This window comes from Billgrantia hypersalina, from assembly GCF_052584175.1.
The window spans coordinates 252,928-267,461 of sequence record NZ_JBMIQI010000018.1 but is presented as its reverse complement, the minus strand read 5'-3'; the positions used below and the strand labels follow the sequence as shown (position 1 = coordinate 267,461).

18 protein-coding genes are annotated in these 14,534 nt (G+C 63.2%); 6 read left to right on the top strand and 12 right to left on the bottom strand.

Annotated elements, in window-relative coordinates; all coding sequences use genetic code 11:
• Positions 1-60 precede the first annotated feature (60 nt).
• On the top strand, positions 61-1,737 hold the full coding sequence (rpsA, locus tag ACOJCM_RS15830) for a 30S ribosomal protein S1 (RefSeq protein ID WP_445213032.1): 1,677 nt from the start codon (positions 61-63) through the stop codon (positions 1,735-1,737).
• A 96-nt stretch (positions 1,738-1,833) separates the two neighbouring features.
• On the opposite strand, the gene rimO is transcribed toward rpsA, so the two are convergent.
• Positions 1,834-3,195, bottom strand: a complete 1,362-nt coding sequence (gene rimO / locus ACOJCM_RS15825; RefSeq protein ID WP_445213031.1) for a 30S ribosomal protein S12 methylthiotransferase RimO — start codon at positions 3,193-3,195, stop codon at positions 1,834-1,836.
• A 138-nt stretch (positions 3,196-3,333) separates the two neighbouring features.
• Here rimO and ACOJCM_RS15820 point away from each other — a divergent pair, with 138 nt between their 5' ends.
• The 3 genes from ACOJCM_RS15820 to ACOJCM_RS15810 all read left to right on the top strand — a co-directional run bounded on the left by ACOJCM_RS15820 (position 3,334) and on the right by ACOJCM_RS15810 (position 4,787).
• Positions 3,334-3,747: an SRPBCC family protein gene (locus ACOJCM_RS15820; protein WP_445213030.1), complete on the top strand. Its 414-nt coding sequence runs from the start codon at positions 3,334-3,336 to the stop codon at positions 3,745-3,747.
• Between the two features lie 86 nt (positions 3,748-3,833).
• Positions 3,834-4,034, top strand: a complete 201-nt coding sequence (locus ACOJCM_RS15815; RefSeq protein ID WP_445213029.1) for a hypothetical protein — start codon at positions 3,834-3,836, stop codon at positions 4,032-4,034.
• A 78-nt stretch (positions 4,035-4,112) separates the two neighbouring features.
• Positions 4,113-4,787 (top strand): TVP38/TMEM64 family protein, encoded by a 675-nt coding sequence (locus ACOJCM_RS15810; protein WP_445213028.1) that lies wholly within the window; start codon positions 4,113-4,115, stop codon positions 4,785-4,787.
• Here the strand turns inward: ACOJCM_RS15810 and ACOJCM_RS15805 are convergent, their stop codons facing one another.
• The gene (locus tag ACOJCM_RS15805) at positions 4,788-5,570 is read right to left on the bottom strand and encodes a universal stress protein (RefSeq protein ID WP_445213027.1); all 783 of its coding nucleotides are present in this window, start codon (positions 5,568-5,570) and stop codon (positions 4,788-4,790) included.
• A complete protein-coding gene (locus ACOJCM_RS15800; RefSeq protein WP_445213026.1) occupies positions 5,560-7,992 on the bottom strand; it encodes a Lon protease family protein in 2,433 nt (810 codons plus the stop codon). Before ACOJCM_RS15800 ends, ACOJCM_RS15805 begins: the two co-directional genes overlap by 11 nt.
• A 61-nt stretch (positions 7,993-8,053) precedes the next feature.
• Here ACOJCM_RS15800 and ACOJCM_RS15795 point away from each other — a divergent pair, with 61 nt between their 5' ends.
• Together ACOJCM_RS15795 and ACOJCM_RS15790 are read left to right on the top strand one after the other, a co-directional pair.
• Positions 8,054-8,731, top strand: a complete 678-nt coding sequence (locus ACOJCM_RS15795; protein ID WP_445213025.1) for a 2-hydroxychromene-2-carboxylate isomerase — start codon at positions 8,054-8,056, stop codon at positions 8,729-8,731.
• Between the two features lie 31 nt (positions 8,732-8,762).
• Complete coding sequence (locus ACOJCM_RS15790; protein ID WP_445213024.1) at positions 8,763-9,497, top strand: tellurite resistance TerB family protein; 735 nt, start codon at positions 8,763-8,765, stop codon at positions 9,495-9,497.
• 2 nt (positions 9,498-9,499) lie between these two features.
• On the opposite strand, the gene ACOJCM_RS15785 is transcribed toward ACOJCM_RS15790, so the two are convergent.
• The 9 genes from ACOJCM_RS15785 to ACOJCM_RS15745 all read right to left on the bottom strand — a co-directional run bounded on the left by ACOJCM_RS15785 (position 9,500) and on the right by ACOJCM_RS15745 (position 14,441).
• Positions 9,500-10,369 carry a DNA replication terminus site-binding protein gene (locus ACOJCM_RS15785; protein ID WP_445213489.1) on the bottom strand — a complete coding sequence of 290 codons (870 nt, stop codon included), beginning with the start codon at positions 10,367-10,369 and terminating at the stop codon, positions 9,500-9,502.
• A 2-nt stretch (positions 10,370-10,371) separates the two neighbouring features.
• The gene (gene yacG, locus ACOJCM_RS15780; RefSeq protein WP_445213023.1) at positions 10,372-10,599 is read right to left on the bottom strand and encodes a DNA gyrase inhibitor YacG; all 228 of its coding nucleotides are present in this window, start codon (positions 10,597-10,599) and stop codon (positions 10,372-10,374) included.
• 85 nt (positions 10,600-10,684) lie between these two features.
• Positions 10,685-10,969, bottom strand: a complete 285-nt coding sequence (locus ACOJCM_RS15775) for a type II toxin-antitoxin system RelE family toxin (RefSeq protein WP_445213022.1) — start codon at positions 10,967-10,969, stop codon at positions 10,685-10,687.
• A complete protein-coding gene (locus ACOJCM_RS15770) occupies positions 10,959-11,207 on the bottom strand; it encodes a type II toxin-antitoxin system Phd/YefM family antitoxin (RefSeq protein ID WP_086508920.1) in 249 nt (82 codons plus the stop codon). Before ACOJCM_RS15770 ends, ACOJCM_RS15775 begins: the two co-directional genes overlap by 11 nt.
• A 59-nt stretch (positions 11,208-11,266) precedes the next feature.
• Positions 11,267-11,869 carry a dephospho-CoA kinase gene (gene coaE / locus ACOJCM_RS15765; protein WP_445213021.1) on the bottom strand — a complete coding sequence of 201 codons (603 nt, stop codon included), beginning with the start codon at positions 11,867-11,869 and terminating at the stop codon, positions 11,267-11,269.
• A 22-nt stretch (positions 11,870-11,891) separates the two neighbouring features.
• Positions 11,892-12,740 carry a prepilin peptidase gene (locus tag ACOJCM_RS15760; RefSeq protein WP_445213020.1) on the bottom strand — a complete coding sequence of 283 codons (849 nt, stop codon included), beginning with the start codon at positions 12,738-12,740 and terminating at the stop codon, positions 11,892-11,894.
• A 13-nt stretch (positions 12,741-12,753) separates the two neighbouring features.
• A complete protein-coding gene (locus tag ACOJCM_RS15755) occupies positions 12,754-12,945 on the bottom strand; it encodes a DUF2283 domain-containing protein (RefSeq protein ID WP_445213019.1) in 192 nt (63 codons plus the stop codon).
• Complete coding sequence (locus ACOJCM_RS15750; protein ID WP_445213018.1) at positions 12,946-13,212, bottom strand: DUF4258 domain-containing protein; 267 nt, start codon at positions 13,210-13,212, stop codon at positions 12,946-12,948.
• Positions 13,209-14,441, bottom strand: coding sequence for a type II secretion system F family protein (locus tag ACOJCM_RS15745; RefSeq protein WP_445213017.1), 1,233 nt, complete (start codon positions 14,439-14,441; stop codon positions 13,209-13,211). Before ACOJCM_RS15745 ends, ACOJCM_RS15750 begins: the two co-directional genes overlap by 4 nt.
• Positions 14,442-14,534: the final 93 nt, after the last annotated feature.

The window sequence follows — 14,534 nt, the reverse complement described above, 5'->3', positions numbered from 1 at the left end:
CTCGCTGGTGGTGCGGAGAAGGCGGCAACGCCTCAACACCGTTGATCACGTAGGAAAATCATGAGCGAAAGCTTTGCTGAACTGTTTGAACAGTCACTGCAGGACATCAACATGGAGCCGGGCGCCATCGTCACGGCTACCGTCGTCGACATCGAGGGTGACTGGGTCACCGTCAATGCCGGCCTGAAGTCTGAAGGGCAGATTCCCGCGGCGCAGTTCCGCGACGATAACGGCGAGCTCACCATCGCCGTTGGCGACGAAGTCAGTGTCGCCCTGGAAGCCGTCGAAGACGGTTTCGGCGAGACCCGCCTGTCTCGCGAGAAGGCCAAGCGCGCCGAAGCCTGGAAGGTTCTGGAAGCGGCCTTCGAGAAGGAAGAAATCGTCAAGGGCGTGATCAACGGCAAGGTCAAGGGCGGCTTCACCGTCGACATCGATTCCATCCGTGCCTTCCTCCCGGGTTCCCTGGTCGACGTGCGTCCGGTGCGCGACACCACGCACCTCGAGCACAAGGAACTCGATTTCAAGGTCATCAAGCTCGATCCGAAGCGCAACAACGTTGTCGTTTCCCGTCGTGCCGTGCTCGAAGCCGAGAACAGCGCCGAGCGTGAAGCCCTGCTCGCCACCCTGCAGGAAGGCCAGCAGATCATCGGTATCGTCAAGAACCTCACCGACTACGGCGCCTTCGTCGACCTGGGCGGCGTCGATGGCCTGCTGCACATCACCGACATGGCCTGGAAGCGCATCAAGCATCCGAGCGAAATCGTGGCCGTGGGCGACGAGATCAATGTCAAGGTGCTCAAGTTCGACCGCGAGCGTAACCGCGTCTCGCTGGGCCTGAAGCAGCTGGGCGAAGATCCGTGGGTCAACATCAAGGACCGCTACCCCGAGGGTACCGTGGTCCCGGCTCGCGTCACCAACCTCACCGACTACGGCTGCTTCGCCGAGCTGGAAGAGGGTGTCGAAGGCCTGGTTCACGTCTCCGAGATGGACTGGACCAACAAGAACATCCACCCGTCCAAGGTCGTCAACATCGGCGACGAAGTGGATGTCATGATCCTCGACATCGACGAGGAGCGTCGTCGTATCTCCCTGGGTATCAAGCAGTGCACCCCGAACCCGTGGGAAACCTTCAACGCCCAGTACAACAAGGGCGACCGTGTGTCCGGTACCATCAAGTCGATCACCGACTTCGGTATCTTCATCGGTCTGGAAGGCGGCATCGACGGCCTGGTTCACCTCTCCGACCTCTCCTGGTCCGAGACGGGCGAAGAAGCCGTGCGCCGCTTCAAGAAGGGCGACGAAGCCGAAGCCGTCATCCTCTCCATCGATCCGGAGCGCGAGCGCATTTCGCTTGGTATCAAGCAGCTCGATTCCGACCCGGTGGCCGAGTACCTGTCCGTCAACGACAAGGGCTCCATCGTCTCCGGTCGCGTGGTCGAGGTCGATGCCAAGGAAGCTCACGTCGAGCTGGCGACTGACGTCGTCGCCGTGCTCAAGGCCTCCGAAATCAGCGCCGACCGCGTCGAAGACGCACGTAACGTGCTGACCGAAGGCGATACCGTCGAAGCCCGCATCATCAGTGTCGATCGCAAGAACCGCGCGATCAACCTGTCGATCAAGGCCAAGGATCAGGACGACACCCGTCAGAACCTGAAGAAGCTGCGCGAGCAGGAAGTCGAGACCGGTGGCCCGACCACCATCGGCGACCTGATCAAGCAGCAGATGGGTCAGGACTGATCGTCCCTCGGGCTCCGCTTGCGGAGCCCGAACCCGGCTCTCGTAGCCAACGAAAACGCCACCCTAGGGTGGCGTTTTTGCGTTTGGGTTTTTTACTCAGGCACCGTAAAAATCCATGAACTTGACGGGTTGCGTCTCCTCGATCACTTCCGCCCACAGGTCGTACTCGTCGGCATTCGTCACCCGGGCGCGAACCACATCGCCGGGGCGCAGCGTGCGCTTGGATTCCAGGAACACCATGCCGTCGATCTCGGGAGCGTCGGCTTCGCTGCGACCGATCGGGCCTTCTTCATCGACTTCGTCCACCAGCACTTCGATCTCGCGGCCGATCTTCCGCTCCAGGCGGGCAGCAGAGATCTGCTGCTGGTGCGCCATGAAGCGCTCCCAACGGGCCTGCTTCACCTCATCCGGTACCGGTTCCAGCCCCAGTTCATTGGCCGGTGCGCCCTCCACCGCCGAGTACTGGAAGCAGCCCACACGGTCGAGCTGGGCTTCGCTCAGCCAGTCGAGCAGATACTGGAAGTCCTCTTCGGTTTCGCCGGGAAAGCCGACGATGAAAGTGGAGCGGATGGTCAGCTCGGGGCAGAGCTCGCGCCAGCACTTGATGCGGGCCAGCGTCTTGTCCTCAAAGGCGGGGCGCTTCATCGCCTTGAGCACCTTGGGGCTGGCGTGCTGGAAGGGAATGTCGAGGTAGGGCAGGATCTTGCCCTCGGCCATGAGTGGAATCAGCTCGTCGACGTGCGGGTAGGGGTAGACGTAGTGCAGCCGCACGCGAATGCCCAGCTCCGAAAGTGCCTCGCACAGCTCGGTGAGGCGCGTCTTCACTTCGCGGCCGCGCCATTCGCTAGGCGCGTAGCGCAGGTCCACCCCGTAGGCGCTGGTGTCCTGCGAGATAACCAGCAGTTCCTTTACGCCGGCCTTGGCCAGGCCTTCTGCCTCGCGCAGTACGTCGCCTACCGGGCGACTCGCCAACTTGCCCCGCATGGAAGGAATGATGCAGAAACTGCAGCTGTGGTTGCAGCCTTCCGATATCTTCAGATACGCATAGTGGCGAGGGGTGAGCTTGACGCCCTGTGCCGGGACCAGATCGATGTGCGGGTCGTGACGGTGGTGGTGCGGGGCCGCCTCGTGTACGGCACCGACGACACGTTCATACTGCTGCGGGCCGGTAACCGCCAGCACGCTGGGGTGAACGTCGCGAATTGCGCCTTCGTCCACGCCCATGCAGCCGGTGACGATCACCTTGCCGTTCTCGGCAATCGCCTCGCCGATGGCATCGAGCGACTCGGCCTTGGCACTGTCGATGAAGCCACAAGTATTGACCACCACGACATCGGCGTCGTCATAGCTGGGCACGATCTCGTAGCCGTCGGTACGCAGCTGGGTCAGGATTCGTTCGGAATCCACCAGTGCCTTGGGGCAACCCAGCGAGACGAAACCGACCTTGGGTGTGGACATGCGAAACCTCTTGATTAACGCTGAACCATCCTTCTTCAGTAAAATCTGAAGCGAGTATGGTCTGATGAGGGGCAGGGCGTTTACCCTGCGGAATGAAGGTGGAGCATTTTAGCCTCGTACAGCAGCATAGGGAACCGCATGGCCACGATCGAGCACAGCGCAATTCTCCAGGCCCCGCCGGAACGGGTATTCGCCCTGCTGGAACGGGTCGAGGACTTTGTCGACTATTCCGACCTGATCCAGGCGATCGAGCCCCTCGGCGGCGACCGTTACCGCTGGCATGTCCATGCCGTGGGTATGGACTGGACCTTTGACGTGGCCATTACCGAGCGTCAGCCGCCCGACGTGCTGGCCTGGGAGTCGGTGGATGGCGTGCAGAACCAGGGCTGTTACCGGCTGCGCGCGGTGGAAGGGGGGACCGAAGTCAATTTCACGCTGACCTATCACCTGCGCAATCGACTGGTCGAAAAGGCCGTGACCAAGGCCGCCAGGCCGCTGGTGAGCAAGGTAAGCCGGCAGATACTCGAAAGAGTCGAGGCCCGACTTCGCTAAAAAGTCGGTACCCTCTGTTGCTTTCCTCAGGCGAGGTCTAAACTCGTTTAGGCGAGGTCGCATCGGCCTCTGTGAGGAAAGCAGTCGTGAGCGAGATAGAAGGTCTCCTGTGGTGCCTGGTCGTACTGTCAGCCCTGCTCGGGCTCTTGTACTTCGTGGACATACGCGTGGCGGCGATGCCACGGTTGAAGGAACCGCCCCTGGAACGCGAAGAGGCATCGTCCCCTGCCACTACCGCTCCTGTCGTTACCGCACCGACCGAGAGGGAGGGCAAGCTCGACGCCTGAACGCTTACGGCAACGACTCATCGTGAAGTGACCTGAACGGCACGGCATGGCAGCCTGGGTTGCAAACGGAAGGAAGGAATGCCGATGCCGAACGAGTCGTCACTTCGCCGACGCTGGCGCTGGGTTGCCCTCGGTGCCAGCGCCTCCATGGCAGCCTACCTCTGGTTCTGGCACTCGCCGGACCTGGCGGCCGTGCGGCACTGGGTCGAGGAGACCTCCCACCATCCACTCGTCATCATCGGCGTCATGGCGATCATGGCCATTACGCTGGCCATCGGCTTGCCCGGGAGCATCGGGCTATGGCTCATTGCACCGTTTTATCCGCCCCATTTCGCTACGCCGATGCTGATCCTCGGTAGCGTCGGCGGTGCGTTGGGTGCCTATCATCTGGCTGCCCGGGTCAGGGAGCGCTGGAATCCCAAGGGGCTGACCCGCAAGATCATGATCATGCTCACCCGACGCGGCGATTTGCTCACCCAGAGTGCCCTGCGCGTGCTGCCAGGCTTTCCCCACTCGGTGATCAACTATGCGGCGGGCCTTTGCCGGCTTCCCCTGAGTACTTTCATCTTGGCCGCCGTGCTGGGGCTTGGCATCAAATGGGCGGTTTATGCCAGTGCCATCTACAGTGGATTGCAAGCCGTATCCCGCGAGGACGAGGCGCTGAGCTTCGACATCCTGCTGCCGCTGTTCGCCCTGGCCCTGCTGCTGCTCGTCGGGGCGTGGATGAGGGTGGAGCAGGGCCGGGAGCTTTGATCAGGCGATGACGACGATCGGCAACGGCACCCTGGCAATCAGTTCCGGATCTTCTCGCAGCAGTCGCATCAACTCGTCACGCCGCAGCAGCAGTCCACCGGTGTCGGCATGTGCCAGAACCCTTTCGAGATCGCCGGCATGGCTCACCGGCAAGGAAGCGCTCCCGTCGAACAGAGGTGACCACCCCTCAACCAGCGCCGACGAGGCGGTTTGCCGTGGTCTTTCGTCTTCTGGCGATGTTCCCAGCCAGCGTAGCGGGCCACGCTTGCCGGTCTGGCGTTCATCCCATAGCAGCACCGCGCAGGGGGCTTCCATGACCAGCCGACGGCTGGTGGAGCCCAGCCGGGCGCCCCAATGCTCGCTGTTGCCTGCCTTGCCCAGTACCAGCACATCGCTCGCCCTGGCCATGCTCAAGGCGGCATTGGCCACCTGGCCGCGGCTGATTTCGAGCCGATGTGCCAGGCGATGTCCGGCCACGGCACCGGCAAGCGCCTCGTGCACACGCTGCAGCTGCCTGGCAATGCCGGCTTCCAGCGAATCCGGAGTGAGCGGGCGTGTCAGCCCTGACTGCGCGCCGATCTCGCAAGAGAAGGGGAAGGTGGCGCAGCTCAGCAGGTCAAGATCCTCCACATAGAAAGCGACCAGTTCGGCATGCCGCTGGCTGGCCAATTCCACCGCAGCGGCGAGTGCCGCCAGGCTATGGCGCGAGGCGTCGAGCAGCACCAATACCCGTTCCGCCTGCAGCGTTTGCGTAGGGTCGCGCAGCGTATCGTCATTCGTCATCGCCGTGCTCCTCGTCGCCCTGGGCGTCGATACCGTCGGGGTTACCGTTGCCCCTGCTCCTCTCCGGCCCACTACGCTGCTTCACTACCCGGTGAAAGGCAGCCAACCGTTCGGCGACCTTCGCATTCAAGCTTCCTGCCGGGTAGGAACCTTCTGCACCACGCTCACCGGGCGCCATGCCCGTCAGCAGCTCCAGCGCTTGATCCAGATGCTCAATGGCATAGACGCTGAAGTCGCCGACGGCGATAGCGTCGCGGACCTCGCCCTTGAGCATCAGATTCTGCACGTTGGCCGCGGGAAGCAGGACGCCATGGCCCTTCACGCCGCCGCGTGCCCGGCAGATATCGAAGAAGCCCTCGATCTTCTCGTTGACCCCGCCCACTGCCTGCACCCGACCATGCTGATCGATGGAGCCAGTCACGGCCAGCCGCTGCTCGATGCCCACCCGGGCGATGGCCGAGATCAGCACGCACGCCTCGGCGACCGACGCGCTGTCGCCCTCAATACCGCCGTAGGACTGCTCGAAGGCCAGGCTGGCGGAAAGCGACAGCGGGGTATCCGGTGCGTAACGACTGGCCAGATAGCGGGACAGAATCATTACCGCCTTGGAGTGAATGCGTCCGCCCAGTTTCGCCTCGCGTTCGATATCCACCACATGGCCGGGCCCGGGCCGAGCGGTGGCCGTGATCCGGGAGGGCTGACCGAAGGTATAGTCGCCCAAGCTCCTGACCGTCAGGCCATTGACCTGACCTACCTGCCTTCCCTCGAGCTGGATCGCGACGGTGCCGCGCACGATGTTCTCGTGGCTGCTTTCGTGGATGCGGCTGGCTCGCCACAGCTGCTGGACGACGGCCTTCTCGACATGAGCGCGCGCAATCACCCGGGCGTCATCCCGTTCAGCCCAATGGTCGGCCTCCTGTAGAAGGTCGCTCAATGCCCGGTGGCGTGCCGTGATCTTGTTCTGGTCGTCGACGAGACGGCTAGCGCGCTCGATCACCGCCGCTACACCGCTGCGGTCCAGCGGGCGCAGGGCCGCATCGCGTGCCAGCGTCGCAACCCTGCGCGCGTGTTGCTTCTGGCTGGCGTGGTTGCGGGAAAGCTCGTCTTCCAGGTCGGCTTGTACCTTGAACAGCTCAAGAAAGTCGGGGTCGTTCTCGCACAGCCGGTAGTAGTATTGACGCTCGCCAAGCAGCACCACCTTGAGGTCCAGCGGCACCGGATCGGGTTCCAGCGTGGTGGTGCTGAGCATGCCATAAGCCTGTTCCAGCGATTCGGTGCGGATCTCGCCGGCGCGTAGCACGCGCTTCAGCGTCTCCCAGGCCCCTGATTGCGCCAGCAGGGCGCGGGCATCCACCAGCAGGTAGCCGCCGTTGGCTCGATGCAGGCCACCGGCGCGAATCAGCGAAAAATCCGTCAGCAGGGTGCCGTTCTGCACATAGTGCTCGGTGCGGCCTACCAGATGATGATGGGTAGGCAGGTCGAGATACACCACGGGCGCGCCTTCGCAGTGCTTGTTGTCGACGATCAGGTTGAGCTGAAAGCGGTTGAAGATCGTCTCGGGAGTGACTTCCGGCTCAGTGGCAAGGAAGGCGTCGACGTGCTGGAACAGTGCGTCGTGCACTGCCTTCAGGTGATCTTGGATACCGGGCTGGTCGGCGTAGCGCTCCCTCAGCTCGGCCAATGGCGCCTCGATGACGGTTTGCAGCATCTCGTGGTTCAACGCCGTGATCCGTTCGCTCAACTGCTTGGCCAGGCGTGGCATCTGGCGAATGGCCTGGCTCAGCTTCCGCTGCAATACCTCGACCGTAGCCTCGATGCGTTCGCGTTCATCCTTGTCGAGCTTCTCGTACTCTTCCGGTGCCATCATGCTGTCGTCGCCGGCGGCCGGCGCGAAGGTGAAACCGTTGGGCGTGGAGAGCAGCAGAATATCGTACTCCCGACCCTCGCGGCGCACCGCCTCGATGGCATCGCGCTGTCGCTCGCCCATGGCCTGCTTCAATTCATGAAGGCGGTTCTGGTACTCATCGCCCTCGAACACGGCGGGAATGGCGGTGCGCAGCTCGGCGACCAGTTGTTCGATGTCGGCACGCAACACACGGCCCAGACCGGCAGGCAGCCGTAAATGCAACGGACGGGAGGGTTCATCGAAGTTGTAGCGGTAGGCGATGTCCGGCGGTGTGGGCTCGTCGCGGGAGCGTTCGGTGAGAAAGTGCTCCACCAGTGGCTGCTTGCCATGCCCGGGTTGGCCCAGCACAAAGAGATTGAATCCTTCGCTGCGCATGGCAGTGCCGAAATCCAGCGCATCCCGGGCACGCTCGTGTCCACTGAGCATGTCCAGCGACTCGAGTTCACTGGTCAGCTCGAAATCGAAGCTATCCTCAGGGCAGGCGCGATAAACCTGCGTGGTGTCCAAAGGTCTCACCGACATCTCTCCTTGATCTCTGATACTGGCCAGTATGGAGGAGACGCAGGAACAATGCCTGATGAAGGTCAAACGCGCGGGCGAGCTTGCGCTCCTGTCACGGGCGCGCGACTCTGTAGCGAAACACGAGGAGCCGCACATGGCCTTTACCTTCTGGTTCGAATTCGCCAGTACCTACTCCTATCCCGCCGCCATGCAACTCGAACACATGGCCGCCGAGCGGGACATCGAGGTGCGCTGGCAGCCCTTCCTGCTGGGGCCGATCTTCCAGGCCCAAGGCTGGAACGACACGCCCTTCAAGCTCTACCCGGCCAAGGGGCGCTACATGTGGCGCGACGTCGAGCGAATCTGCAACCGCGAGGGCATCGTCTTTCGCCGCCCCTCGCAGTTTCCCCGCAATGGCTTGCTGGCGGCTCGTATCGCCAACTGGCATGCCGAGGAGGAGTGGGTGCCGGCGTTCGTGCGCAGCGTTTACCGCGCCAACTTCGAGCACGACAAGGATATCGCCGACCCCCAGGTCATCGCGGATTGCCTGGCCGAACTGAAGCTCGATGCCCGCTACCTGCTGGAGGAGAGCCAACGGCCCGAGGCCAAGGATGCACTGCGCGACGCCACGGCAAAGGCACAGGCGCTGGGCATCTTCGGCGCACCGTTCTTCATGGCCGGTGACGAGCCGTTCTGGGGGTACGACCGCATGGAGCAGGCGCTCGACTGGTATGAAGCGTCATGCTCCGATTGAAAGCCCAATTCCATCCCGTGGAGAACGGACTATGAACGCCAGCAAGATCTTGCAGCAACTGATGCAGCAGGCCGGAGGCCAGACCCGTGGCCAGAACAGCGGTGGCGTGGATGTGAAAGGCATGCTCGACGGCCTGTCTCGCCACTTGGGAGGCGGCTCGTCGGGTTCGGCAGCGTCCGGCGGGAGTGGCTTGGACATGAAGAGCCTGCTGGGTGGCGGGGCGATGGGGCTGCTGGTGGGCTCCAAACGCGGTCGCAAGCTCGGCGGCAAGGCGCTCAAGTATGGGGCGATTGCCGCCGTCGGCATGCTGGCCTGGAAAGCCTGGCAGAACGCCCAGGCCAAGAGCAATGGCAGCCAGGCAGGGGCAGGTGAAAGCGAAGGCACGCGGATCGAAGAGCTGGAAGGGGAGTACCAGGAGCGCCGTAGCCTCGAACTGCTGCAGGCCATGATCATGGCCGCGCGGGCCGACGGCCATATCGACGCGCAGGAGCGTGAGCTCATCACCCAACAGATCGACGCGCTGGGCGCCGACGACGAGTTGCATCGCTGGGTCGAACGCCAGCTGAGCGCTCCGCTGGATGCCGCGGCGCTGGCCAGTCAGGCCGATTCGCCGCAGGCGGCGCGCGAGATGTACCTGATCAGCGTAGCGGTGATCGACGAGCAGAACCCCATGGAGCGAGCCTGGCTCGACCAACTGGCCAAGGAACTGAAGCTTGCCCCCGAACTTGCCGGTGAGTTGGAGCACCAGGCGCGTCAAGCCGGCTAGGCTTAGCGGTAGCGGTAGCGGTAGATGCGCAGCGAGGGCAGGTAAGGGTGCTCTTCCAGCTTTTCGTCGCTGCGCCGGGCGCGGGTGCGGTTCGGCGGCGGGGCTGCGGGGGGCAGGTTATGGTCGGGCAGGCGCTCGCGCGGGGCGGGCAGGAAAAGCGGCAGCGCCACGTTCATGGCGCGTCGTGTGCGGCCGTCTTCCAGCGGTTCGCAGTAGAACAGGTTGGCCCGCATCAGGGGCGCCTGGCTCTGCACCTGGGCAAGCGGTTCGCTGGAGGGCAGCGCAGCCAGCTTGCGCAGCTGAATGCGTACATGCGGCGCGTCGGTATCCAGCGCCAAGAGTTTTTTCTCGACCTCGCGCACCGTCAGCCGCTTGATCGAGCGGCCGCTCGAGTACCAGGCCAGGCGCACCCGAGCTACCGGCGCCTCGGCCAGGGGAATGGCACGCCAGCACTGCTTGAGATGTAGCCGTGCCAGGCCGCTGCCGCGTAAATGGTCGTGCAGCTGTGGATGGCGGAAGGGCAGCACCGCCTTGGCTTCGGCAAGCAGCGGTGGGTCCTCGGCCTTGATGCGGCTCAGCCGCTCGGCGAATTCGGCCTTTGCTGCATTCACCTCGGCCACCTTGGCCATCAGTGTCTCATCGGCGGCAATCAACCCGATATGGCTGCGGGTGGCTCGCCCGTCCTGGCCGTCGGTGTACCAGAAATCGAGCAGGGCGCGGCGCAGCCAGTCGGTACTGGCCTCCGCCTGGAATGCCCATGCGTCGCCGGGCGACGCGGCGTAGGCCGCCAGCAATTCCTCGGTGCGCTCGATCAGCCTGTCGAAGGCGGCCTCCAGCTCGGCCAGCAGCCGATAGGTCGGCGCCGGGGCCAGGGTCACCGCTCTTCGCCTCGGTCGGCGCGGGCCAGCCACTCCTCGATGTTGGTTTCATCGAGGGCCGGTTCGCCGGCAATGCGGTGCGACTCGTCGGCCCAGGCGCCCAGATCGATCAGCTTGCAGCGTTCGCTGCAGAAGGGGCGGTAGGGGTTCTTCTCGCTCCACGCCACCTGCTTCTGGCATTGCGGGCAGGCGACGGTGAGGGGGCGTTGGCTATGTTGGCTCATGAATTCCGAAGCGGTTGGTGGCTTTCGTGCAGTTTAGCTAGCCCGGAGAGTGGATGGCCAGGCCGATGGAACTCACCATCGACGTTCAGTGCCGACGGTCCGCTTTGAGATAGACGTCATTGCGCTCCCGTTTACCCACGGCAATGACGAGCACGACAAGCTCCCGGTCGCGAACCTCGTAAACGAGGCGAAAGCCAGCACTGCGTAGCTTTATCTTGTATCGGCATTTGCTGCCTGAAAGCTGCGATGCGGGCCTGACGGGGGAGTCGAGAATGGCGATGAGCTTTTTCTTGAACTGCAAACGAACGCTGCTATCGAGTTTTCGCCACTCCTTGAGCGCTTCCTCCCTGAAGCGAAGCTCATAGCTCATCCAGCGTTACCGTAATCTCGGCTTGAGAGCTTCTTTCGTCGGCGATTCGGTTCAGCTCTGCATCTTCCAGCTTTTCCAACAGCTCTTCGTAGGCGGCTGCGGGTATGCAGTAAAAAGCCGGCTCGTTTCGATTCAAAACAGCCACAGGAAAGCCCTCACCTGCCGCCACGGTGGCCATGGGATTCTTTTTAAGCTCAGAAATGCTGGCTGTGGTATTGGCGAGAATAGTGTGGGGCATAACAGCCTCCTGTCACTTGATTCATTCGAGACCTGATTATAGGTCTTTTAATGAGTCTTTCAAGAGGTCGCCATCTCGCGGTAGAGGCGATCCAGCTCGGCGACCTGGGCGGCAAGGTGCGCTTCGCTGCCGGCGTTGTCTATCACGTCATCGGCGCGGGCCAAACGCTCGCTACGCGGCATCTGGGCTGCAACGATGGCGCGGGCCTGGTTATCGTCCACGTCGTCGCGGGCGGCGGTGCGGGCGATCTGCAGGCGCTCCGGCACGTCGATCACCAGGCAGCGATCCACCATCTCGCTCTGGCCGGATTCGAACAGCAGCGGCGACACCAGCAGCACGTAGGGCGCCCCCTCGGCTTGCAGCCGCTCCAGGTGGGCGACGATACGCTGACGAATGCGTGGGTGCGTCACCGACTCCAACCAGCGGCGCTCGTTTTCATCGGCGAACACGATCTCGCGCAGCGCACGTCGATTCAGCGTGCCATCGGCCTGCAATACGCGCTCGCCGAAGCGTCCGGCAATCTCCGCCAGCGCCGGCTCGCCGGGCTCGACCACCTCGCGAGCCACGTCGTCGGCGTCCACCCATGGTACGCCCAGCGCCGCGAAGGCCCGCGCCACAGTGCTCTTGCCGGAAGCGATACCGCCCGTTACGCCTACGATCACGATGCGTTCTCCTTCGCTGGTTTCAGAAGAAGAGGCCGGCATAGGTGGCCAGGAGCGGCTCACCCACGAGCAGCGCCAGCAGGCCGGCGCTGGCCAGGAAGGGGCCGAAGGGCATCGGTGCCCCGCACAGCCGCGGCAGGGCCAGCTGAACGGCGATGCCCACAATGGCGCCCACGCCGGCCGACAGTATCAGCACCATCGGCAGGTACTGCCAGCCCAGCCATGCGCCCAGGGCAGCCAGGAGCTTGAAGTCCCCGTAGCCCATGCCCTCCTTGCCGGTGACCAGCTTGAACAGCCAGTAGACGCTCCACAGGGCAAGATAGCCCGCCATGGCGCCGATGACCGCACTGGGCAGCAGCAACGGTTGAAACAGCAACTGATAGAGCAGGCCGGCCCACAGCAGGGGCAGGGTCATGGCATCCGGCAACAGCTGGGTGCGCAGGTCGATCACGGCGAGGGCCAGCAGGGTCAGGCAGGCCGCCAGGATAAACAGGCCCTGCCAGGTCGCACCATACAGCGTCATAACGGCCAGCGTCAGGCCGGCACCGGCCAGCTCCACCAGCGGATACTGCGGGCTGATGCGGGCCTCGCAAGTGGCACAGCGTCCACGGCGCTTGAACCAGCCGACGACGGGCAGGTTATCGTGCCAGGCAATGGGCGTTTCGCACCGAGGGCAGATCGAACGCGGCACTAGCAGGTTGAAGCGCGGCGTTTCCTCTTCCGGCAATTCCAGCGCCTCGCGTGCCTCGGCTCGCCAGCCCAGCATCAGCATGGCCGGCAGGCGCACGATCACCACGTTGAGGAAACTGCCGAGACACAAGCCCAGTACGGCCGCCAGCGGCCACAGGATGGCGGGGGGAAGGTCAGTCAATGTCGTTCCTTACTCAAGCCGCCTCACTCTTGAGCAGCGGCCAGGCGCCCTGCTTGGAAGCATCTAGAATCACGATCTCAACCAAGGTACCGTCCTCGGCATAGCTGACATGTGTATTCCAATCCTGGGACAGTTCTTTCACGATGGGCTTGTCCGAAAGATGGAGTACGAGGATGTCATCAGCTTCATCGTAAGTGGTTCTCATCTACTCCTCCCAGCGGAAGTGATGCATTATCGTCTTGACGACAAGTTTATCTTCAAGCACTACTGCAGCACAGATTAGATTGTCTCGCCTTCCTTTGGTATTCAATGCAATCCAGAGCCGCTCTGGATCTTTATAACGTGTGCTTCCCCTCTCTAACAATTCGAGCAGTAGGGATTCAGTTATGTCGCGCTCCGCCATGCGCTCACGCGCATGGCGCGTGACATGAACGTAGCGCGAAAACCGGTGGCTATACGGCGCTTCGCTCACAGCACCGTACCCAGCTCGAAGATCGGCAGATACATCGAGACCACCAGACCGCCCACCAGCACGCCGAGGACCACGATGATCAGCGGCTCGAGCAGCGAGGTGAGGGCGTCGACCTTGTTGTCGACCTCCTCCTCGTAGTAATCGGCCACGCGGTTGAGCATGGCGTCCAGCGAACCGGACTCCTCGCCGATGCCGACCATCTGCACCGCCAGCGCCGGGAAGCGTTCGGTCAGGCGCATGGCGAAATGGAGCTGCTGGCCGGTGGCGACATCCTCGCGGATCTGGCGCGTGGCACGCTCGTAGACCAGGTTGCCGGTGGCCCCGGCCGCGATATCCAGCGCTTCCACCATCGGCACGCCGGCACCGTAGGTCGTCGCCAGGGTGCGGGAATAACGCGCCACGGCGGATTTATCGAAAATATCGCCCAGCACCGGCACCTTGAGCATGAAGGCGTGCACGCGGTAGGCGAAGGCCGGCGAGCGCTTTACGCCCTGGCGCATCAGGTAGACGAAGAGGATCAACCCGGCCAGGCCCCACAGCCAGTACCGCTGCGCGAACTCCGAAAGGGCGATGGTCATGCGGGTCATGGCGGGCAGCTCGGCGCCGAAGCCGTGGAACAGGCTCTCGAACTGAGGCACCACCTTGATCAGCAGCAGGGCCGTGACCCCGATACCCACCAGGATCACCGCAATGGGATACCAAAGTGCCTTCTTCACCCGACCCTTGAGCGACTCCACCTTTTCCTTGTAGGTGGCGATCCGGTCGAGCATGCGGTCGAGCGAACCGGAACTCTCGCCGGCTTCCACCAAGTTGCAGAACAGGCTGTCGAAATGATCGGGATGGTTGCGCAGCGCCTGGGAGAAGCTCGAGCCGGCCGCCACCTCGTTCATCATCTGCTGTACCACCGCACTCATGGCCGGCTTGCGAATGCTCTCGGCGACCACCTGAAAGGCCTGCAGCACGGGCACGCCGGCGCGGATCATGGTCGCCATCTGACGCGCGAAGAGCATCACGTCGCGCGGCTTGATGGTCCCCATGCCGCCGCCGATCCCGCTCTTGCGCCGCACCCGCTTGACGATAATGTTCTGGTTGGCCAGCTCGCGCTCCACCTCGAACTTCTCGGCAGCAACGAGCTCGCCGCTCACCGTGCGACCGCCCGGGCCCTTGCCCGTCCAGCGCCAACGATACAGCTTCAGCTTCCGTGGCGTTCTCGCCGATCTGGTTGCCATAGGTTCCCTGCTGCTCTAACGAAGCTTTATTTATCATCGGCGCGTGTGCGCCTAACTTGAGTAAACCGCTAACGGATTCCACCCTAACAAATT